Source organism: Pseudoalteromonas sp. c7(2019), from assembly GCF_011378625.1.
In the GTDB taxonomy this organism is placed as follows: domain Bacteria; phylum Pseudomonadota; class Gammaproteobacteria; order Enterobacterales; family Alteromonadaceae; genus Pseudoalteromonas; species Pseudoalteromonas arctica.
Genome location: NZ_WTKS01000017.1, coordinates 15353 through 37323 on the forward strand (window position 1 = coordinate 15353; position 21971 = coordinate 37323).

The 21971-nt window shown below is 39.0% G+C and carries 17 protein-coding genes; 9 read left to right on the top strand and 8 right to left on the bottom strand.

The features are described from left to right. Window positions 1-13: 13 nt before the first annotated feature. From GQR38_RS16715 to GQR38_RS16735, 5 genes are read right to left on the bottom strand one after another with little or no spacing between them, the layout of a single operon-like run. Window positions 14-2551 (bottom strand): glycogen/starch/alpha-glucan phosphorylase, encoded by a 2538-nt coding sequence (locus GQR38_RS16715; protein WP_121954772.1) that lies wholly within the window; start codon window positions 2549-2551, stop codon window positions 14-16. Further along, window positions 2544-4607: a glycogen debranching protein GlgX gene (glgX, locus tag GQR38_RS16720; RefSeq protein ID WP_165722757.1), complete on the bottom strand. Its 2064-nt coding sequence runs from the start codon at window positions 4605-4607 to the stop codon at window positions 2544-2546. The genes GQR38_RS16715 and glgX overlap by 8 nt, the downstream gene beginning before the upstream one ends. Next, window positions 4600-6870: a 1,4-alpha-glucan branching protein GlgB gene (glgB, locus tag GQR38_RS16725; RefSeq protein WP_165722756.1), complete on the bottom strand. Its 2271-nt coding sequence runs from the start codon at window positions 6868-6870 to the stop codon at window positions 4600-4602. Before glgB ends, glgX begins: the two co-directional genes overlap by 8 nt. Next, complete coding sequence (gene malQ / locus GQR38_RS16730) at window positions 6871-8865, bottom strand: 4-alpha-glucanotransferase (RefSeq protein WP_165722755.1); 1995 nt, start codon at window positions 8863-8865, stop codon at window positions 6871-6873. Between the two features lie 9 nt (window positions 8866-8874). Beyond that, window positions 8875-9177 (bottom strand): isoamylase early set domain-containing protein, encoded by a 303-nt coding sequence (locus tag GQR38_RS16735; protein ID WP_007580752.1) that lies wholly within the window; start codon window positions 9175-9177, stop codon window positions 8875-8877. A 383-nt stretch (window positions 9178-9560) separates the two neighbouring features. Between GQR38_RS16735 and GQR38_RS16740 the strand changes: the two genes are divergently transcribed. Further along, window positions 9561-10493: a hypothetical protein gene (locus GQR38_RS16740; protein ID WP_007580756.1), complete on the top strand. Its 933-nt coding sequence runs from the start codon at window positions 9561-9563 to the stop codon at window positions 10491-10493. A gap of 59 nt (window positions 10494-10552) precedes the next feature. On the opposite strand, the gene GQR38_RS16745 is transcribed toward GQR38_RS16740, so the two are convergent. Next, window positions 10553-11722 carry a cellulose-binding family II protein gene (locus tag GQR38_RS16745; RefSeq protein WP_165722754.1) on the bottom strand — a complete coding sequence of 390 codons (1170 nt, stop codon included), beginning with the start codon at window positions 11720-11722 and terminating at the stop codon, window positions 10553-10555. 500 nt (window positions 11723-12222) lie between these two features. Next, window positions 12223-12651, bottom strand: a complete 429-nt coding sequence (locus GQR38_RS16750; RefSeq protein WP_002958609.1) for an Lrp/AsnC family transcriptional regulator — start codon at window positions 12649-12651, stop codon at window positions 12223-12225. A gap of 194 nt (window positions 12652-12845) precedes the next feature. Here GQR38_RS16750 and GQR38_RS16755 point away from each other — a divergent pair, with 194 nt between their 5' ends. Genes GQR38_RS16755 through GQR38_RS16770 form a run of 4 tightly spaced genes read left to right on the top strand, consistent with a single transcriptional unit; the run spans window position 12846 to window position 17449 of the window. Beyond that, window positions 12846-14051 (top strand): aspartate aminotransferase family protein, encoded by a 1206-nt coding sequence (locus GQR38_RS16755; RefSeq protein ID WP_165722753.1) that lies wholly within the window; start codon window positions 12846-12848, stop codon window positions 14049-14051. Between the two features lie 50 nt (window positions 14052-14101). Next, window positions 14102-15136 (top strand): arginine N-succinyltransferase, encoded by a 1035-nt coding sequence (gene astA / locus GQR38_RS16760; protein ID WP_007580762.1) that lies wholly within the window; start codon window positions 14102-14104, stop codon window positions 15134-15136. Between the two features lie 7 nt (window positions 15137-15143). Then, window positions 15144-16610, top strand: coding sequence for a succinylglutamate-semialdehyde dehydrogenase (gene astD, locus GQR38_RS16765; protein ID WP_165722752.1), 1467 nt, complete (start codon window positions 15144-15146; stop codon window positions 16608-16610). Between the two features lie 35 nt (window positions 16611-16645). Next, window positions 16646-17449, top strand: a complete 804-nt coding sequence (locus GQR38_RS16770; protein ID WP_024609188.1) for a DUF1338 domain-containing protein — start codon at window positions 16646-16648, stop codon at window positions 17447-17449. A 71-nt stretch (window positions 17450-17520) separates the two neighbouring features. On the opposite strand, the gene GQR38_RS16775 is transcribed toward GQR38_RS16770, so the two are convergent. Next, the gene (locus GQR38_RS16775) at window positions 17521-18801 is read right to left on the bottom strand and encodes a flavohemoglobin expression-modulating QEGLA motif protein (protein WP_008169642.1); all 1281 of its coding nucleotides are present in this window, start codon (window positions 18799-18801) and stop codon (window positions 17521-17523) included. A gap of 146 nt (window positions 18802-18947) precedes the next feature. On the opposite strand from GQR38_RS16775, the gene GQR38_RS16780 reads away from it, so the two are divergent. From GQR38_RS16780 to betB, 4 genes are all read left to right on the top strand, one after another. Next, complete coding sequence (locus tag GQR38_RS16780; RefSeq protein WP_008169639.1) at window positions 18948-19205, top strand: DUF3081 domain-containing protein; 258 nt, start codon at window positions 18948-18950, stop codon at window positions 19203-19205. Beyond that, a complete protein-coding gene (locus GQR38_RS16785; RefSeq protein WP_165722751.1) occupies window positions 19205-19510 on the top strand; it encodes a hypothetical protein in 306 nt (101 codons plus the stop codon). Before GQR38_RS16780 ends, GQR38_RS16785 begins: the two co-directional genes overlap by 1 nt. Window positions 19511-19919: 409 nt before the next feature. Next, entirely contained in the window at window positions 19920-20495 is a 576-nt protein-coding gene (betI, locus tag GQR38_RS16790) for a transcriptional regulator BetI (RefSeq protein WP_101163452.1), read from the top strand. 1 nt (window position 20496) lies between these two features. Continuing rightward, window positions 20497-21960: a betaine-aldehyde dehydrogenase gene (gene betB / locus GQR38_RS16795; protein WP_165722749.1), complete on the top strand. Its 1464-nt coding sequence runs from the start codon at window positions 20497-20499 to the stop codon at window positions 21958-21960. Window positions 21961-21971 lie beyond the last annotated feature (11 nt).

Consider the following 21971-nt stretch of genomic DNA (forward strand, 5'->3'; position numbering starts at 1 on the left):
ATACTCTCTCCATTTAGTCTAGGCTGTTAGTGGCATGGCTTTTAGTTGTCGTTAAGTCTGTTTCACTAATATTGAGGGGTTCTAAATGCCAAATATCTTCACTGTATTGGCTTATGGTTCTGTCACTTGAAAACATACCACTGGCTGCCGTATTTAAAATACTCATTTGTGTCCAGTAGGTTTGATCTGCGTAAGCTTTATCAACTTCTTTTTGAGCTGCTACATAACTTTCAAAATCGTGTGCAACAAGCCATGGATCGTGTGGGCTCTTAATTGCATTTGTAATATCGTCAAATAAGCATGGTTCAAACAAGTTAAAATGGCCGCTTTCGAGTAGTTGCATTACATTATTTAAATCGCTATTTTGCGCGATTAAATGCTCAGGATTGTAACGTGACTTAATATCATCAATTTGATGAGCTTGTGCCCCAAACAAAAAGAAGTTGTCTGCACCAACGGCGTCTCTAATTTCAATGTTTGCACCATCCAGCGTGCCGATCGTCAATGCACCATTCATCATAAACTTCATGTTGCCAGTACCAGACGCTTCTTTGCCTGCGGTAGATACTTGCTCTGACAAATCGGTTGCAGGACAAATAACTTCCATAGCGGTTACGTTGTAATTAGGTAAAAAGGCGACGCGTAAATACGGGGCTGCTAACGGATCTTTATTTATAACTTCTGCCACGTTATTAATAAGCTTAATAATTTTTTTAGCCATGTAATAACCCGGTGCAGCTTTACCACCTAATAAAACACAGCGAGGAACAAGCCCTTGGGTATCACCACGGCGAATACGGTCATATAAATGAATCACATGAAGTATGTTTAATAGCTGACGTTTGTATTCGTGGATACGTTTTACTTGTACGTCAAACATCATCGATACGTCAAAATCAACATCGCAGCGCGCTTTAACTAAATCAACTAAACGCTGTTTGTTTTCGCGTTTAGCATTTTGCCATTGCCCATGAAATGCTTTGTCATCGTAAAAACGACGTAGATCGCTAATTGTTGAAAAGTTTTTAACCCAGTCATGACCAATTTTTTCGCTGATTAATTTACTTAAAACGGGATTACAATGTGCAAGCCAACGTCTTGGTGTAACACCATTTGTTTTGTTATTAAACTTATCTGGCCACAGTGCGTAAAACTCTTTAAATAAACCCGCTTTTAACAGTTCGGTATGCAGTGCTGCTACGCCATTTACCGAGTAACTACCTACAATGGCTAAGTAAGCCATACGAATTTGCGGCTCATCGCCCTCTTCAATCAACGACAATGCACGCTGTTTATTAACATCACCCGGCCATTGCTGTGCAACTTGTGCTAAAAAGCGTGCGTTTATCTCGTAAACTATTTCTAAAATGCGTGGTAATAATTTTGAAAACAACGAAACAGACCACTTTTCAAGCGCTTCAGGAAGTAGCGTATGGTTTGTGTAGGCCATTGTTTTAGTAGTGATTTGCCAAGCATCGTTCCAATCAAGTTCGTAATCATCAATTAAAATACGCATCAGCTCTGCAACAGCAATACTTGGGTGTGTATCGTTTAACTGAAAAACATGAAAATCAGCAAAGTCGCTAAAGTTCTCGCCATGTTGGGAAACCCACTGATCAACTACGTCTTGAATACTCGCAGATGATAAAAAGTATTGTTGGCGCAATCTAAGCTCTTTACCATTTTCGCTGCTGTCGTTTGGATACAGCACCATGGTAATTTGTTCAGCTAGGTTTTTTTGTGCGACGGCTTCTGAGTAACTGCCTGCATTAAATTCGGTCAAATTAAATTCATCTGTCGCTTCTGATTTCCATAAGCGTAGCGTATTTACAATATTGTTTTTATAACCTGGAACAGGTACATCGTAAGGTACAGCTAATACATCTTGTGAACTCATCCATTGACGATGCTCTCGGCCGAATTTATCCGTGTAACTTTGCACGTAGCCGCCAAATTTCACACGTTTTGCATGCTCTGGCGCGCTTAGCTCCCATGGGTGCCCTTCGCGCAGCCAGTTATCTGGTTGCTCAATTTGGTTACCATCTTTAATTGATTGGTTAAACATGCCGTATTCGTAACGAAGGCCATAACCAATGACAGGTAACGCTAGACTTGCACAGCTATCTAAAAAACAAGCAGCTAGGCGGCCTAAACCACCGTTACCTAAACCTGCGTCGTGCTCAGCATCTTCAAGCGTTTCTACTGTTGTGCAGTATTCTTGTAATGCAGCAGCAACTTGGTCGTCTAAATCTAGGTTTAGTATTGCATTACCCAGCGCACGTCCCATTAAAAATTCAAGAGAAAGGTAAGCCGTTTTGCGGCGTTTCTCTTGCTTAATTTGTTGATTCGTTTCTCTGCAGCGGGCAACAAGTCTGTCGCGAATAGTCAGCGCTAAAGCATGGTATAAATACAGTCTTGATTCGCCGACCTTATCGCGACCTAGGGTATAATAAAAATGCCGTGTTAAGTCATCTTTAAGCGTACTTTCATCTATAACAGGACCTTCTTGCCAGCCCTTTACTACACACACTTGTTCACTTTGTTTAGCCATGACTTACATCCTCTAAATTAGCACTAAAAACCCAACTACTTTGTGCTGAAATTTCAACCATCGCATCTTCATTACTACTCACAGATGCATTATTTACACTTGATAAAACCATTTGCCACGGCGCATTAATAGGCGAAGGCGGCATTTGGCAAAAAACTGTTTTTTTACTGGCATTAAATACCATCAGTAATGCATGATTGTTTTGCTTATCAAGTAAGCTATACATTAAAAACTGTCTGGTATCTTCATGCCAATGAGCGTCGGTCATGGTTTTACCTTGTTCAGTAAACCACTTAACGGTAAAACGCTCGTCTATATCATCTAAAAATACACTGTGTTTGAACGCACTGTGCGCGCGTCTAATTTTTAAAGCATCGTCAATAAATCGTGTTAACGAATGATTAAGCTGAGAATCTTTCCAGGCAAGCCAGCTAGTGCGATTATTTTGGCAATAAGCATTGTTATTACCCCCTTGAGAGTGCGCCATTTCGCTGCCAGCGGCAATCATGGGAACACCTTTTGAGAATATCAAAGTAAGCAAAAAGTTCTTTTGTTGTTGCAAACGCAGTACGTTTATTTTTGAGTCACTGGTAAAGCCTTCTACTCCACAGTTGAACGAGTGATTTGCACTGTGCCCATCTCTGTTTTGCTCACCATTGGCTTCGTTATGCTTTTCTTCATAACTCACTAAATCGGCAAGCGTGAAACCATCATGACTCGTTATAAAGTTAATGCTATTAAGTGGTCCACGTTGGCTGTGCTCAAAAATATCAAACGATCCATGCAAACGTTTTGCAACGTTGGCAATTATGCCCGTTTCACTTTGCCAAAAACGTCTAATTACATCGCGGTATTGATCGTTCCATTCTCGCCATGGCGGCGGAAACGCCCCAAGTTGATAGCCGCCAGGACCTATATCCCAAGGTTCACTTATTAGCTTAACCTTATTAAGCACAGGGTCTTGGGCTACTGCTTGTAAAAAAGTATGTGCAGAGCTAAAGCCTGCTTTTGAGCGCCCTAAAATGGTCGCTAAATCAAACCTAAATCCATCAACTCCCATTACCTCAACCCAATAACGAAGGCTATCAAGTACAAGTTGCAGTGTTTTAGGGTGATCAATATTTATGGTATTCCCACAGCCGGTATCGTTTATATATACATTAGGCTGACCCTCTACTGTGCGGTAATACGCTAAGTTATCAAAGCCTCTTAGCGATAATATAGGGCCATCGGCCCCCGCCTCTGCGGTATGGTTATAAACAACATCTAAAATAACTTCTATGTCGGCAGCATGAAGCTCGCGCACCATTTGCTTAAACTCGTTTATATCGTCGTTTACTAAATAGTCTTTATGAGGGGTAAAAAAGTTAAGCGTGTTATAACCCCAATAGTTTTGCAGCCCTTTTCCTGTTAAAAATTGCTCACTAATAAAAGAATGAACAGGTAAAAGCTCAACTGCTGTAACGCCAAAGCTTTGTAAGTGCTCAATAAAGCTTGGGTGACTTAACCCTAAAAACTTTCCTTGTAGAGATTTAGGTATTTTAGGATGACGACACGTTGTGCCTTTAACATGGCACTCGTAAATAACCGTGTTTGACCAACGGTGGTTTGGCTTTTTATGCGCATACAACGTAGGGGGTGCTACTTTTGACTTAGGTATATCAATCGCATTATTTACGGTGCTTTTAGTGCCAATTGGCATTTGCCCATAATGGCGTTCGCTCCATGTAAACTCACCAAACAAGTCTTTTGCGTATGGGTCTATCAGTAGTTTATTTTCGTTAAATAGTTGACCATTTTTAGGGTTATATTCACCCTCAACTCTAAAGCCATAAAGTGCGCCGGCGCTTAATGGCGAAATATGAATACTCCAAATACCCCCTTCGTTAATATTCATCGCCATTTTTAGAATTTCTGAATGGCCACTTTTATCAAACAAACACACATAGGCTTGGCTTGCACCTGGCGCATAAAGCGCGAAGTTAACCCCATTATTAATAACACTAGAACCTAGCGGTTCTACATTACCGGGGGCTACATCAAATTGGTTACTCATCATCAACCTTTTGTAAGTAAATAGTTGTTAAGCCACCAATGGCAATTGAAATACTGTGTTTAAAGCCATGATTTGATTCATTTATTGCCTGAACTATCTGCGATGAATCTTTAGTTACTTCAACGCCAGAGCCAAAAAACTGAGTATCGTCTGTATTTAAAATAACTTTATAACGCCCTTTACTCGGTACGCCAATAACGTAGTTTTCATATGACGCGGGGGTAAAATTAGCAATAACAACCACAAAGTCTTTTGCGTTTTTAGCATAGCGAACAAAACTTAAAATACTCTGCTGATTATTATTGTTATCTATCCAGGTAAAACCAGCCGCGCTCGAATCTAACTCATACAACGCGGGTTGGTTTTTATAAACGGTATTGAGCGCTTTTACGGTGTGCTTTATACCGTTATGGCTTTGGTGCTCAAGTAAATGCCAATCGATAGAATGATCGTGTCCCCACTCTTTTCGCTGTGCAATTTCACCGCCCATAAACAAGAGTTTTTTACCCGGGTGTGCCCACATAAATGCGTAGTAAGCGCGTAAATTTGCAAATTTCTGCCAATCATCGCCTGGCATTTTTTCAATTAACGATCCTTTACCGTGTACTACTTCATCGTGGCTTAATGGCAATATATAGTTTTCACTAAAAGCGTATACCATCGAAAAAGTCATTTCGTGATGATGATGCTGACGGTATAAAGGGTCATGCTGCATGTAATGCAAACTATCGTTCATCCAACCCATATTCCACTTATAGCCAAAGCCTAAGCCGTTGTGATCAACACTTTGGGTGACGCCCGGCCACGCTGTTGACTCCTCAGCCACCATCATAATGCCTGGGTTGTTTTTATAGCTGCGCATATTGACTTGCTTTAGGCACTCAATCGCACCTAAGTTTTCGCGCCCGCCGTAACAATTAGCAATCCACTCGCCTTCTTTTCGGCTGTAATCTAAATACAACATAGAAGCTACGGCATCTACACGCAGACCATCTAAACCAAATTGATGTAACCAATACATAGCATTTGAAATCAAAAAGCTTTTAACTTCAGGGCGGTCGTAGTTATAAATGTAGGTATTCCAATCAGGATGAAAACCTTGGCGCTTATCGGCATGTTCATATAAATGGGTGCCATCGAATCGATGTAAGCCATGCGGATCGCTGGGAAAATGCCCAGGCACCCAATCAAGTAAAATACCTAAATTAGCTTTGTGGCATTGCTCTACAAAGTATTTAAAGCTGTTGTAATCGCCAAAACGGCTGGTAGGTGCAAATAAACCAACAGGCTGATACCCCCACGAACCATCAAACGGGTATTCACTTATTGGCATAAGTTGAAGGTGGGTAAAATTCATTTCAAGGGCGTAGCTAACCAGTTTGTCAGCAAGCTCTGTGTAACTTAAATAGCGGTTGTTTTCAGCGCGTTGCCATGAGCCTAAATGCACTTCATAAATACTAATTGGCGCATCAATATGATTACGCTTTTGTCGGTTTTGAAGTGCCTGAGCGCCGAGCGTTATAGGTTCTGGTTTATACTGCAGTACACTTGCAGTACCCGGGGCTTGTTGCATTTTAAATGCATAGGGGTCGGCTTTTTCGAGTACTTCTCCACTTTGAGCGGTAATTGCAAATTTGTAGCACATGTCGGCTTTAAGGCCTGGTACGAATAGCTCCCATACACCACTTGCAGGATGAAAACGCATAAAGTGGCGATTAGCTTGCCAAAAATTAAACTCACCAATAATAGAGACACTTGCAGCATTAGGCGCCCATACACAAAAGCGCACACCCTCTACATTTTGTTGAGTGCTAAAATGTGCACCAAAATGAGAGTACGCATGTTCAAGGCTGCCTTCGTTAAATAAATACATTGCCTCTGCATCAAGTGTGCTTTCAAAGCTGTATTCATCATAAAAGGTAGTGCTGCTATTTGTGTACTGAGCAATGCATTGATAAGGCGCAGTGGGCAGCGCATCAACTTTGACTATAAATAAGTCACTTTGTTGGTAGCGCTGCGCCTTAATACTTTTATTGTTTAATGTAACACTCACACTTATTGCACAAGGTAAGTAAAAACGAATTTCAACCTCAGCATCCGTTTTATGTGCCCCTAAAAAGCTAAATGGGTCTTTAAATCGTCCGGTATTTAATGCATGTACTTGTGCATCGTAACTATTTTCATGTACTGAGCTGTCCTGTAATGAATTAGCAAGCTTTGAGCTGTCCTGCGCTGAAGATTTTTTATTAATTGTACTGCTCATTTAACCTTTCCTTATTGAATCGATTGCAGCTAAAAGTGAGCCATTTTTAGTAAAAATTTCTTCACTGGTATGCGTTAATACACGTCGCCAATTAGGATATTCTTTATCTGTCCCGGGGATATTAACCGGATACTTCTGCTCATCTAAGTCATCTATTTGTATTGCAAATAAACGCGATTGAGAGCCTGCTAAACACAATGCAAGTGCGTTATATACTTCGACTGAATTACTATGTAATAGAAGCTCGGTTGTATTGGTATGGCGATTAATAAATCGTAGTATCCTATGTTGCTCTTCTATTCGTTGTTGCTTTAATTGCTCGTATTCATTGCAAGTAATAAGCTTGTATTGTTGCTTAATATTTAAATCAGCATGCTGCCACCAACCTGTAAAAGGCGGTACATCATGATTGGCTATCATTAACAAACACTGTGTTGCTAGCTCATCAGTCGATAAAAACTCACCACTGTGTTGTTTTTCAAAATAAAATAAGCTGTTAGAAAAAATACCGCTAGATGCCAAAGCCTGCCTTACCTCTGGCGGCACAACGCCTAAATCTTCTCCAATAACAATACTCTGATTAATATGTGATTCAATTTTTAAAATGGCGAGTAAGTGCTCAAACGGGTAGTAAACATAACAGCCATCTTGTTCACTATTGCTTTCAAAGCACCACCATAGGCGCCTAATAGCCATTACGTGGTCAATTCTAAGTCCACCTACATTTTGCATGTTTGCGCGAATGAGCGAGCGATAGAATTGGTAGTGATTATTACTAAGACTTTGAGGATTTAGTGCTGGAAGCCCCCAGTTTTGGCCAGCTTCGGCCCATGGATCTGGTGGAGCACCTACACTTGCACCTTGGCTAAACAGTGGCTTTTGATTTTTAAACTCGGCCCCATCACCCGCACAACCAACAGCTAAATCATTGATTAAGCCAATAGCCATACCTCGCTCTGCACAACTTTGTTGACACAGTGCCAATTGCGTATGCGCTTGCCACTGCAGGTAATAATCAAATGTTAAGTTATCTGATTCGAGGGTATTTAACGTAGTTGAATGAGTATTACAAAAATCAGTAAACGCTTGGCGACGCTCATCACTTGCCGTTAATTCAAACTGATTATAAAGCGCTTCAAATAACGCATACTTTATATGGCTTACATTTTCATAATCTATAAATTGATCATTACTTTTTATAAGTGTAATTACATCGTCTCGTTGCATGAGGTCATGCAGAACTGTGTTATTTTGTGCGTCTTCGCTTAATACTATAGAAATATAAAGAGGGTTTAATAAAGCCCGACTACTAGGGCTATAAGGGCTTGCACGCTCTGGCATATCAGCAAATAACAAATGCAGTGGATTAAGTAATATGTAATCCATATTTTGCGAGCTGCATAATTTTGTAAGCGTTAGTAAATCGTCAAAGTCGCCAATACCTAAATGCGCTTTATTTTTTAATGTGTAAAGCTGAATAGATAACCCTGTGCGCTTTGTGTCTTCAACTTGATAGACTTGCTCAGGCACGCACCAAATTTGTGTAATAGCGTGTTGCTCACCTACCTGAACATTAGCGTCATGATAGCCAATTGGCATAGTTTCTATGGGTAGTGCCAGCTCAATATAGCGAACGCCATGTAAGTAATATTCACCTGTAACTGCCAAATTATAAAGGTTCTCAACCGCTATATTAATCCCAAGAGAAGGGACATTAATGTTGGCGGCTAAATACTGCTGACGTTCGTCTATACGAAGCTTTAAAGCGCATTTTTTTTGGTCAACCAAACTCACACTGGGTACTAAATCCAGCCAAAGCGATGCATCTAAATCATAAGTTAGTTGAGTTATTTCGGCTTCGTTATTTGTATCAACACCGCAACATTGCAAAGCACGTTTACGCGTGTCTTCGCTAAAAAACACCTGTTCACCTGTATACTTAGTGAATTCAAAGCCAATACCATGCAGGTAAAACAACTGCGAAAGAGCATCCATTGAATCGCCTTAATTAATGCGTTGAGTATTTACTATGCTGTTTTCTGTGCCAAATGTATTGCCAATATAACCATCAGCTTGGTGGTCGTTATCCCAAATGTCTCCATTTATTAAATAACGAAAGTGAAATTGTTGATCGATAGGTAAGCGTTGTTTAAATTTAAACACACCTTGTTTTTTATTAAGCTTCATTGGCACAGGTTGCCAATCATTAAATTCGCCTAATAAGCAAACTTCTTCTGCCTCTGGATGAGAAAATTCAAAGGTTACTTCAGCTTCATCTTTTGTTTTAAAAAAACGTTTATTCAACATAGCAGGCTCCAACTAAACCAAAAAGGGTACTTAATCTTTGCCACAGGCCATACAACTAAACAAAAAGGCGATGTGGATTCCATTCAAAATCATTAAACACGTTGTAAGTTAACCAAAACTTTATTTACGCATTATTACAGTGCAACAATTCATTTTTTCTGCACTTAAAAAGTGCGGTTAGTATATAAACAATCTTTTTTAAAAAGCTCAGTAGTACAGAGCAATATTTGAACCAACTAAGCGTACATCACATATTATTTATTTAATCGAATTTAAAGTTAAATAATCCAAAAGTATTGCCTAAATTTATAAAATTCTTTTGTTCTGTACTTTCATCAGCGATAATACACAGCATCTTAATACTCTGAAATATCATAATTTTCATGTTGAAAAAAAGCATTTTAATAACTATAGCCATCATCTTTTTAATAATAGCCACACTTGTTGGTTCTTCAATCTATACCCTTTATAGTAAAAAAGAAATCTCAGTTGATCCTAAATTAAAAGAAATCTCAGGTATTGAATTTGATAAACAAAAACGTCTATGGGCTATTAACGACGGAGGCAACGAACCCAAGCTTTACCGCCTTAACAAAGATGGTTCTATCGCCAAAGAAATTTTGGTTGAAAACGCTAAAAACATTGATTGGGAAGACATGACCCAGAACAAATTTGGGCACTTTTTTTTAGGGGATTTTGGTAATAACAAAAATGATCGTAGATGGCTCACTATTTATAAAATAGAAAACCCTATAGATATAAAAACAAACACAACCCAAGCCGAAATAATTAAGTTTACCTACCCTGAAATGGATGGCAGTCCAATAAAACCCAATGACCGCAATTTTGATTTAGAAGCATTTGTAGCACTAGGTCGTCATTTATATTTATTTACTAAAAACCGCACAGAACCTTTCGATGGTATTACTAAAGTGTATAAAGTGGGCGATCATGCAGCAAATTTTGATGCTGAGCTAATTGACTCTTTTAAAACGTGTACCACGCTTGAAAAACTATGCTGGATAACCTCTGCGGCGCTCAGCCCCGATCGTAAAAAATTAGTCTTACTTGATTCAACAAGTCTTTGGTTATTTGAAAACTTTGAAGGTGATAAGTTTTTCTCTGGTGATGTATCAAAAATAGATTTAGGGATTGTTACTCAAAAAGAAGCAGTCACCTTTTTTGATGACAACACGATTGTATTTACAGATGAAGAGTTTAAAGGCATAGGCGGTAATGCTTATTTTATAAAGCTTGATAAAGCCAAAAAAGAAGTTATAAGAAAAAAACCTATTTCAGAAAAAACACTTCCATAGCATCTAGTTAGCTAAGCTAAAGCATTAAAGCTTAGCTAACTTATGTGAAAGGTAATGAGTTAATTACTCTTTTCATTTGACGAATGAAGTGCTTTTTCTACATCAACACCTAAAATCAACACTCCAATATGACTATTATTATCATCTAAAACAGGAAAACTTAGCTGAACTTGAAAATGATGTGTTGATGCATCATATGTGACGCTATCAAAGTTAAAATCTTTTGACTGTTTAAATGTTTTAGTAAACTTATTTTCATCTCCTTGCCAGTAGTCACTGGTTAGCTTACTAATAGCGATGTTTTTTCCTTGGTTATCAGTCAATATTAGCTCAGTAACAACACCTTTGAATTGAGATTGCCATTTTTTAAATACTTTAGATAACGGTAAATTAAGCATAGCTAATCCATCAGGGTGCTTTACTTGTTTACTTTCTTTTATCCATAGCTGGTCTAGTCTTTTAATTTCAGATTCACTTAAGGGAGACTCATTACTTATTTGAACTTGTTCTACTAAACTAGGCAAGTTTAGTAAGATTTTAGCGCTAATGGACAATCTATCAAGTATTTGCTTTTCTTCACTTTTTGATAGTGAAAATGGAGCCTGCGCGCAAGTATTTATATTTTCATCAAACTGCTGCATAAATTTAGGGAAGCGTTTAATAAGTGAATGCGAAGCAAATAATCCCAAAGGTACATACCTAAAAAATTCTCTTTGATACTCATCCTCATTAATGCCTAGCTTAGAGGCTGCTAATTCAAAATCGTCTAAATCAAGTAGAATTCTATCAATCCGCTTATGGTGCATAACATTTACTATTTCTTCTAATGAATTTACTTCTACCTCAGCAATAATATTCTGAGTTTTAAACCAATTAGCCTGGTAACTCCCTCTTACTGCACCATAACGCATTTTATTTTTTGGTTTATTAATGCTCTCTGGATGAGTAAACCAGTACCAGCTTTCTAAAAAGATGGGGGATGATATGCGCCCATAGGCCTTCATTTCAGGCATTAAATGAGTTGTGAAATAACCGTCTAAGCGGTCTAACTTTACTTCTCGACGTGCGCGTAACCATGGCAAGGTTTGTAGCTGAAAAGGGGCTCCCATTTCAAATAAAATACACTCAACTTGGTTGACTGCATTATCAGGTGCAGTGGTGGGTAAGTTTGTTCCAAACTGAAGAGGCTCAGTTAAACCCAATAAGAGGGTAAAAAAATATGCAGGCATAATCCATTACTAAATATTGTACAAATTAAAATGAGTATAGTCATCCATATTAAAAAAGCATAAATTCTCCTTACAAAATTTTGTATCTTATCAATGGCTTCAATATTTAAATCTATGTTCTACTGCTATTAGCTTATAAAAAGTACACTTAAATATTTAAATTAATGCATTTATATCTAGGATCTATTGATCTTTGAGGATTAAAATCCGTTCAAACTAGGCGCTATTTAATCGCGGCGCGAGATTTGTAACCTAGTGGGCTCAATAACTGCTCCTGCGTTGCTCTAATAGCTTACATCTATGTAGGCAACCAAGAGTAAATAGCGCCTAGGAAGAACCCTATGGGGAGTAACCACACTGCATAGGCTCTGCCTTGCCTGAATACTAAACAGGCTACTGAAAATTCAACCTTGAAAGATCAACAAACCCTAGCCTTTCTATTACTTACCTAAAGTATACCGAGTGTTCACTTAACGACTAAAACAAAAAACTCACTGACTCTAGCGCTTAAATTTAGTTTCTAAAATAACAGAAGATGTTGTGCGCTCTACTCCATCCAGATTTCCTATATCGTCTAGTAAATGGCTAAGCTGCTCTAAATTTTGAGCCTGTACTACAGCAATTAAATCAAACTCACCACTTATGGCATAGAGCTGCGAAATTGCATCAATTTGCTTAAGCTCGATATTTGTTTTAGTTGTTAATTTTTGTCTTACTTTTATAGACACATGAGCTGATACCATTTTACTGAGGTAGTCGTCACCATAATCAACGCTATAGCCTTTAATTACGCCCGTTTCTTCTAGTTTGAGCATACGGCTTTGTACCGTTGAACGAGATAAGTCAAGCATGCGAGCAAGATCAGAAATACTCGCTCTAGCGTTTGTTTTTAGTACAGAAAGTAGCTTTTCATCTTGTGGAGTTATCATAATGGTTATTTTCTTCGTTATTTTGTCTTTTATTTTAATCATTTTTCACAAAATAGCACTGCAATTTTAATAGCTAACCTTCGATAATGACCTCTACAAGAAATAATAACGTGTTTGCTGAAGAATAAAGGCTATATTCTTCTTTGAGTTAGCAACTAATCTTTTATCTAAGCCCATTAAATTTAGGTGTAAAAATGCAAGTAACAAGAGACTTATTTAACGACGTAATGGTACCAAACTATAATCCATCAGCAATCATTCCAGTTCGTGGTGAAGGTTCACGCGTTTGGGATCAAAATGATAACGAGTTTATCGATTTTGCTGGTGGTATTGCCGTTAACTGTTTGGGTCACTGTCATCCTGCATTAGTTAAAGCATTAAAAGAGCAAGGCGAAAAAATTTGGCATTTATCGAATGTTATGACCAATGAGCCAGCACTTCGTTTAGCTCAAAAAATGGTTGAAGCAACATTCGCTGATAAAGTTTACTTTGCAAACTCAGGCGCAGAAGCCAATGAAGCAGCGCTTAAGTTAGCGCGTCGTTATGCACTGGACCTATATGGCGCTGAAAAAACGCAAATAATTGCATTTAATAAAGGTTTCCATGGTCGCACATTCTTTACAGTAACTGTGGGCGGGCAAGCTGCATATTCTGACGGCTTTGGTCCTAAACCTGCTGACATAGTACATTGTGATTTTAACGATATAGCAGCATTTGAAGCGCTGATCAGCGATAAAACATGTGCTGTTATGATGGAACCATTACAAGGTGAAGGCGGTATTATTTCACCAACAGATGAATTTGCTAAAAAAGTACGTGAACTTTGTACTAAACATAACGCGTTACTTATTTTTGATGAAGTACAAACGGGTGTTGGTCGCACAGGCGATTTATACGCTTATGAAGGTTTAGGCGTTGTTCCTGACATTTTAACAACGGCAAAAGCATTGGGTGGTGGTTTTCCAATTGGCGCTATGATCACTCGTACACCAATTGCTGAGCATTTAAAAATTGGTACTCACGGTTCTACTTATGGCGGAAACGCACTTGCTTGTGCTGTTGCTGAAGCGGCATTTGATACAGTAAATACACCAGACGTACTAAACGGTGTTAAAGAGCGCGAGCAATTATTCCGTGACGGATTAAACGCAATTAACGAAAAATACAACGTATTTAGCGAAGTACGTGGTAAAGGCTTATTAATTGGCGCAGTACTAAATGACAAATTTGAAGGACGTGCACGCGACTTTTTAGTAGCAAGTGCTAATAATGGTTTAATGAACCTTGTAGCTGGCATGAATGTAATTCGCTTTACACCGTCTTTAGTTATTCCGTTCGAAGATATTAAAGAAGGCTTAGCGCGCTTTGAAAAAGCCGTTAGCGATGTAGTAAACGGTTAATATAGTTTAAATTAGCACGCCTACAGGCGTGCTATTGGAGCAAGCAATAAATGCAAGTATTACGTCCTATTACTGCCAATGATTTTGACGCGCTTAAACAAATAGCGATTGAATCCGGTCATGGGTTTACCTCTTTACCTGTGGACGATGCACAGCTTAAAGAAAAAATTGAACGTGCTGAAAAAAGCTTTGCCAAAAACATTAACCAGCCACTTGATGAAAGCTATTTATTTGTTTTAGAAGACAGTGAAACAGGTGACGTTATTGGCACAACCGCTATAGAAGCTGCGGTAGGTTTATCGGTGCCTTTATATCATTATCATTTAGGTAAAACAGTACACCACTCGCCTACTTTAAATGTATATAACACCGTTGATATTTTAAGCATGTGTAACGACTACACAGGCTGCTCTGAAATATGCACATTATTTTTGCGCGAAAATAGCCGTAAAGGTTTAACAGGTCGATTTTTATCGCGTTCACGCTTTTTGTTTATGGCTCAGCATAGCGAGCGTTTTGCCGATACTGTTATCGCTGAAATGCGTGGTGTTAGCGACGAAGACGGCCATTCTCCTTTTTGGCAATGGCTGCAAGAGCACTTTTTTAGTATCGAATTTCCAGAAGCGGATCACTTAGTTGGCTTAGGCGATAAGGTATTTATTAGCGAGTTAATGCCTAAATACCCTATTTATGTGAACTTGCTTAGCAAAAAGGCCCAAGCAGTTATTGGGCATGTGCATGAAAAAACAAAACCTGCGCTAAAATTATTAGAAAAAGAAGGTTTTGAGCACAGAGGCTACGTTGATTTATTTGACGCAGGCCCAACGGTTGAAGCAAAGCTTGGTAATATTCGCAGCATTCGCGACTCTCAAGTTTGCCCTATTACTATTGGTGAGCTTGATCACATATCACAAAATAGCTCTGATACGCTGGCTGTATGTAATCAAGGCGTAAGTGGCTTTAGAGCAACATTTACCAAAGACGCACATTACAATCATGCAAAACATACTCTCGTCATTAGCCAAGATGTGGCTAAAGCACTTAATTTAAGTCAAGGAGATGCAGCGCGATTTTTCCGCCTGTAAATTATTTATGAATACACACCTAATTAATAACCAGTGGCATGCAGGGCAAGGTCCAGCATTTGAGTCAATCAATCCAAGTAATGGCGATGTGGTATGGCAAGGTAATGGCGCAAACGCCCAGCAAGTAAATTCAGCTATAAAAGCAGCCAGAGCTGCGCAATTACAATGGGCAGACAAACCACTTGAAGAGCGTATAGCCATTCTTGAAAACTTCGCCGCACAATTAAAAGAACACAGCGAAGAATTTGCGACCATAATTGCACGCGAAACAGGTAAACCATTATGGGAAACCCGCACAGAAGTGGGCGCAATGACAGGCAAAGTAGCTATATCTGTAAAAGCATACCATGAGCGTACCGGTACAACCGAAAACCCAATGCCAGGTGCAAAAGCGTTTATTAGACACAAACCGCATGGCGTTGTGGCTATTTTTGGCCCGTATAACTTTCCGGGGCATTTACCAAACGGGCATATTGTTCCTGCAATTTTAGCAGGCAACACCGTGATATTTAAGCCATCAGAAATGACGCCGCACGTTGCAGAATTTACGCTCTCACTTTGGCTAAAAGCGGGCTTACCAGCAGGTGTTATTAACCTTGTGCAAGGTGAAATTGAAACAGGTAAAGCACTTGCCTCTCACAAAGACATAGATGGATTGTTTTTTACCGGTAGCTCAAACACAGGTCACTTACTACATAAGCAATTTGCAGGACACCCTGGCAAAATTTTAGCACTTGAAATGGGTGGTAATAATCCTCTTATTGTAAAAGATGTGAGTGATGTAAGCGCTGCTGTGCACGATATTATTCAATCAGGCTTTATTACCTCAGGTCAGCGCTGTACATGTGCACGCCGCTTATTTATTGAAAAATCGCTCAATGGCGATGCTATTTTAGAAAAGCTAATAAGCGCGACTAAAAACATAGTTGTAGACGACAGTTTTGCTACAGAGCAGCCTTTTATGGGTGCAATGATAAGCGAAAAAGCAGCACTGGGTATGGTCGCTGCGCAAAGTGAATTAGTGTCAAAAGGCGCGCAAATCCTTGTTGAACTTAAGCAATTAAAATCAGGCACCGGTTTTGTAAGCCCGGGTATTATTGATGTAACAAACATTACCGACATGCCAGATGAAGAGCATTTTGGACCGCTTATCAAAGTGTATCGTTACAACGACTTTGACAGCGCAATTATTGAAGCTAACAACACAAGCTTTGGTTTATCTGCAGGTTTACTTAGCGACAGTGAAGATGATTACACTCACTTTTTAAAGCGCATTCGTGCAGGGATTGTTAACTGGAACCGCCCTATTACGGGTGCCTCTAGTGCAGCTCCATTTGGCGGTATTGGCGCCAGTGGTAATCACAGAGCAAGTGCCTATTACGCCGCTGATTATTGTGCATACCCTGTGGCATCTGTTGAGTCAGACAAAGTGAGCTTACCGCAAACCCTAGCGCCAGGCTTGATAATTGAATAAGTAATAAACCAAAATTTTAGATTTAAGGATTTAACATGCATACTGATGTAAACACATTATTTGAGAGCCTTTGGAAAAACTACTTAAACGTAACACCATCGGCAGTCAAAATTCATGACCTTTTAGGGTCAACGCAAAAAAATGACATTATTAACGATCATATTGCGCTGCGTACGTTTAATATTGAAAAAGTGGGTCTTGAAAAGCTCGCTGCTCACTTTTTAGCTATTGGTTACAAAGAATGTGGTGAGTACCATTTTGAAGCTAAAAAACTCTATGCAAAGCACTACGAGCATAGCGATCCTAATCAGCCAAAAGTGTTTATTTCTGAGCTATTAGTTGAAAAATGCTCGCCAGAGTTACAAGCTATCGTAACCGATATGGTAAGCCAAATTGACGAAAGCGCAGTAACAGCTGATAACTTTTTGTATTCAGGCACGCATTGGCAAGTAAGCACCGATACTTATAAGCAGCTGCTAGCTGAAAGTGAATATGCAGCGTGGATGTCGGCGTGGGGTTACCGCGCCAATCACTTTACCGTAAATATTAATACGCTTGCTAAGTTTGATAACATTCATGATGTTAACCAAGCCCTAAAAGACGCCGGCTTTTCGCTTAATACGTCAGGCGGCGAAGTTAAAGGCTCACCAGAGGTGTTACTAGAGCAATCGTCAACACTTGCAGATGAATACTCTGTTACCTTCAGTGACGGTGATATGAGCATCCCTAGCTGTTTTTATGAGTTTGCTATTCGTTACCCTAAAGCCGACGGTGAGCTTTATACTGGTTTTGTTGCAGCCTCAGCTGACAAAATATTTGAAAGCACCAACGCTCGATAGCAAAACCTAAAGTACTTTATTTTAAAAGCCCGTTATGGGCTTTTTTTATGTCGGTAAGTTATATTGATTAATTATAAAAATAACGGTTTATAATCATTTTCTAATTTTTCAAACGATAAATCGCCAATAAAACGACCGAAGCTCAACCAAGTTGCCAAACCGCGTAAATCTTTAAAATGTGGTGGCACAAATTGTGGACTCTCTATTACACCTAAATCATGAAGCTGCGATATTAATCTAAAATCATCTATCGATATTTTACCTACCAGTAATAAAGGAAGTCTATCGATTCGTCCAAGCTGTATTGCTACGCGTATTAAGTTATAAACCAGTACAAAGCCTTTAATGTAAGCAATATCTTTTGTAAAAGGCAGACCTGTTGGCGTACTGCCTCTAAATACACGCTGCGCTAGTGTGTAACTGTCATCTTTTGATAAACCTTGCGCTACGTAATCACGGTAAATATCTACAAACTCAGCACCGTCAATTACCTTTGTAACGGCTTGAATACGATTCACTAATTTAGATAAACGCCTTGGAGTCGATTTTAATGTAATAATTTCGGTAAGTACCGCTAAGCCTTCTTGGGTAATAGTAGAGCTAGGCGTGCCTTTACTTAAACATGTTAAATAAGGCTGAGCTAAACCATTTTGAGTGGTACCTACGTGTATCCACCCTTCGTGCACTTCTAAAATATCAAGCTCACGCTGAGAAAACTTAACATCTTGATTAAGCTTTATATTATTAGCACCGGCGGCTGCATCACTGACAATACCATCGCTAAGCATTACCTCTACGTTTATGCCTGCCATACTGGCATTTACTTGCTCAGACAAAATACGCACAGCATCAACAGCATCAATATTTTTAGGGTCGTCAGGCAGTATGTCGGCTATAAGTAAATTTTGCAGCGGTTTATCTAGCATATTAGCTAGCTCAGAAAGTGAGGGCTCACCAGCATGGAATAAGTCTTTAGGGTGTCCAAATAACTCCACTGATAAGTCATGAAACTCTGGCGTTCCACGATACTCGAGCATACTTAATACCGTTTTATACTCGGTGCACATTTTTCCCATATATTGAGCAATCGGATTTAACTGTCCCAATTGGTTAATAATGTTACGGTGCAAAGTAGAAAACGCTTGGCGCAGCTCGCTAGGTACAAAACCAAGGTCGCGCTGTTGATAGTATGCACGATCGATGAGTGGGTTTTTTTGACATTTCTGTCTAAAAAACTCCTCTTTAGTTTGTTTATCCCAATTAATAGCATCGAGTATCCTAATTGGAGTTTGCAATGCAATTAATTGATCCGATAACTCACGAGTCTTTAGTAGTAACGCCTTGTCTATCATGGTGTAAGCTCAACAATAAATGAGTTTTGAGCATAATTTAAAAAAGCGAAATTACAAAGTAATATCACACTTTTTTAGCTATTGTTTTTAAGATGATCGACCCTCATATCTGTATCGTATGAGTTACTAAACGAAGGGTATAAAACATGAAAAACGAACTCGACAATAAACAGATTTTAGCCGTATATGAACGTATAATTCAAAAAGGTGAAATGACTGATGAAGGTAAGCATTATCAAGGTGTTACCGCTTATTCAGACGTAGATGGTTACACAGTATACCTACAAGGTAGCGGCGTTGAATTACGCTTTGGTTTTCATAATACTTACCACCTTGACTACGAACATGAAAAGCATAAAGATGATTTTTTGAAAAAATTATATAACATTGCAAACGAGAGCTAATGCACCCACGTAAACGCAGACACCGCCCTACCAGTAAGCTCAATACTACTTTTATAAACCAAGTAGTAGAAGAGCTTAAAGCTGATCCAAGCAAAGTCTCAATTATTCAAGACAATTTAGAGCAGTACCGTGCTCAAACTCATTTAAAGCGTGGTTTTTTACTGGCTATAGAGCGCTTTGATTGGGTTTTTGAAGCAAGCAAAGATATAGACTTTATTTGCCAGCAAATTTTAGCTGATGACTATATTGGCAATAGACTAAGACGTTACCCCCTACTTTTTAAAGGCGTTATTAATAATGCCTGACCTTTCAAAACCAAGCGCTTTAAAACGATAAAACTACAAAGTTTACTCTCTATATAAATTTATTAGAGCACTAAGCAATTGCAGGTTTAGTGCCCTTTTGTATTAAATTAATACCATTAGTACTCTAACTATTACTGCACTAATGATTATTGAACATTTTATTCATTTGTTGCTGTAAACAAATCATTACTATTATTTAATTTCAAAATAAAATTCACAAGCCTTTGTTTTAAATAAAATAAAACAAAGTAAAACCTTATCTTCTTTATCGCATTAGTTGCGCTTTTATTAATGATTAATCTACATTTTGGCATCTAGATATTTACTTCAGCCTTGAATTGTTAGAGCTATTACCTTAAGCTTATGTTTATTGAACGTTCAATTAATAAAAATTATGCCTAAAGTCGGAATGGAACCTGTCAGACGTCAGCAGCTAATTGACGCGACTATAGAGTCAGTTGCAACTAATGGACTACAAGGCACAACTATAAACAGCATTAGTAAAAATGCCGGTTTATCGTCAGGTATTATTAGTCATTATTTTGGTGGTAAGCAGGGGTTAATTGAAGCCACTGTTAGATACTTACTAACAAGCTTAAAACAAGGCTTAATAAGTAAAGTAAATCATCAAACCACTGCCACTGAGCGTTTAATGTTTATTATCGAAGCCAACTTTGCGCTTGTACAACAGCGTAATGATACAACCCGAACGTGGTTAAGTTTTTGGGCGCAATCGATGCATGATGAAGAATTACACAGACTACAAAACGTAAACAGTAAACGCTTGCAAAGTAATTTAGCATTTTCTTTTAAGCAATTAATGCCTATTGAGCAAGCAAAGCAAGCTGCAGAACTTAGCGCCGCAATGATCGATGGCCTATGGTTAAGAGCAGTACTTAGTAAATCAGACAATAATCAGTTTAAACACAGTGAAAAGTTAGCAAAAAGCTACGTACTTTCACTTATCAAGCAATATGGAGCCTAGCGTGACTACACCTGTCTATCAAAATTTTATTAACGGCCATTTTCTTGCAAACCAGAACGGCAAAACATTTGATGTAACAAACCCAGCAACGGGCGAGGTTATTTACGCAGTAGAAATTGCCGACGAATTTATTCAAAACGCAGCCATTGCCAGTGCAAAGCAAGGTTTTGCTCAGTGGTCAGCAATGACACCCATTGAACGTAGCCGCATTTTATTAAAAGCAGTGGCTATTTTACGCGAGCGCAACGATGAGCTAGCACTTGTAGAAGTACTCGACACCGGTAAACCAATGCAAGAAGCAAATTGTGTTGATATTGAAACCGGCGCTGATGTAATTGAATACTTTGCAGGCCTTGCGCCAGCACAAGTAGGCCAACAACAAATGGTTGGTGATGACTTTTACTACACACGTAAAGAGCCATTAGGTATTTGTGCGGGTATTGGTGCATGGAACTACCCACTACAAATTGCATGTTGGAAGTCGGGCCCTGCCCTTGCAGCTGGTAATGCATTTATATTTAAACCATCAGAAGAAACACCACTGGGCGCACTTAAACTCGCAGAAGTCTTTGTTGAAGCTGGCGTACCTGCAGGTGTATTTAATGTTGTTCAAGGCGCGGGCGATGTAGGCCAGTGGCTAACGCAGCATAGCGATATTGATAAAGTATCATTTACGGGTGAAGTAGGCACAGGTAAAAAAGTAGTAGCAAGTGCTGCCGGTACTTTAAAAGATGTCACGATGGAACTTGGTGGTAAATCTCCACTATTAGTATTTGATGATGCCAACATTGAGCAAGCGGTTAGTGCTGCTATGTTAGGTAACTTTTATACGCAAGGCGAAATTTGTACTAACTGTACACGTATTTACGTTCATAAAAATGTATATCAGCAGTTTATTGATGAGCTTAAAGCGCGCACTGAGAAAAGCATTATTGCTGGCGACCCACAAGATTTAAATACTAACTTTGGCGCACTTATTTCTAAAAAGCACCAAGAACTAGTAATGAGCTACGTTAATAAAGGTATTGAAGAAGGTGCAACGCTATTAACCGGTGGTACAACGCTTTCACCTAAATCTGCACCAAATGGCTATTTTGTGGCACCGACTGTGTTTATTGATTGTAATGACGACATGACTATTGTTAAAGAAGAAATATTTGGCCCTGTAATGAGCGTGCTTGTTTTTGACGACGAAGACGATGTTATTGCACGCGCTAACGGGACTCACCTAGGCTTAGCCGCAGGCGTATTTACTAGCGATATTAAACGTGCGCACCGCGTTATTCATAAGTTACAAGCCGGTATTTGTTGGATTAATGCATACGGTAACTCACCTGCTGAAATGCCAGTTGGCGGTTATAAGCAATCGGGCATTGGCCGTGAAAATGGTATACAAACTCTTGATCAATACACGCAAACTAAGTCTATTTATGTTGGTATGGCCGACATAGAAAGCCCATTTTAAGGCGCCCTACT

Coding starts and splice junctions, on each gene's coding strand:
- glgX (WP_165722757.1), bottom strand. CDS start 4,607: ATGAGTAACCAATTTGATGTAGCCCCCGGTAATGTAGAACCGCTAGGT.
- GQR38_RS16715 (WP_121954772.1), bottom strand. CDS start 2,551: ATGGCTAAACAAAGTGAACAAGTGTGTGTAGTAAAGGGCTGGCAAGAA.
- astA (WP_007580762.1), top strand. CDS start 14,102: ATGCAAGTATTACGTCCTATTACTGCCAATGATTTTGACGCGCTTAAA.
- GQR38_RS16755 (WP_165722753.1), top strand. CDS start 12,846: ATGCAAGTAACAAGAGACTTATTTAACGACGTAATGGTACCAAACTAT.
- malQ (WP_165722755.1), bottom strand. CDS start 8,865: ATGGATGCTCTTTCGCAGTTGTTTTACCTGCATGGTATTGGCTTTGAA.
- GQR38_RS16780 (WP_008169639.1), top strand. CDS start 18,948: ATGAAAAACGAACTCGACAATAAACAGATTTTAGCCGTATATGAACGT.
- GQR38_RS16740 (WP_007580756.1), top strand. CDS start 9,561: ATGTTGAAAAAAAGCATTTTAATAACTATAGCCATCATCTTTTTAATA.
- glgB (WP_165722756.1), bottom strand. CDS start 6,870: ATGAGCAGTACAATTAATAAAAAATCTTCAGCGCAGGACAGCTCAAAG.
- GQR38_RS16775 (WP_008169642.1), bottom strand. CDS start 18,801: ATGATAGACAAGGCGTTACTACTAAAGACTCGTGAGTTATCGGATCAA.
- GQR38_RS16735 (WP_007580752.1), bottom strand. CDS start 9,177: ATGTTGAATAAACGTTTTTTTAAAACAAAAGATGAAGCTGAAGTAACC.
- GQR38_RS16750 (WP_002958609.1), bottom strand. CDS start 12,651: ATGATAACTCCACAAGATGAAAAGCTACTTTCTGTACTAAAAACAAAC.
- GQR38_RS16745 (WP_165722754.1), bottom strand. CDS start 11,722: ATGCCTGCATATTTTTTTACCCTCTTATTGGGTTTAACTGAGCCTCTT.
- GQR38_RS16770 (WP_024609188.1), top strand. CDS start 16,646: ATGCATACTGATGTAAACACATTATTTGAGAGCCTTTGGAAAAACTAC.
- astD (WP_165722752.1), top strand. CDS start 15,144: ATGAATACACACCTAATTAATAACCAGTGGCATGCAGGGCAAGGTCCA.
- betI (WP_101163452.1), top strand. CDS start 19,920: ATGGAACCTGTCAGACGTCAGCAGCTAATTGACGCGACTATAGAGTCA.
- GQR38_RS16785 (WP_165722751.1), top strand. CDS start 19,205: ATGCACCCACGTAAACGCAGACACCGCCCTACCAGTAAGCTCAATACT.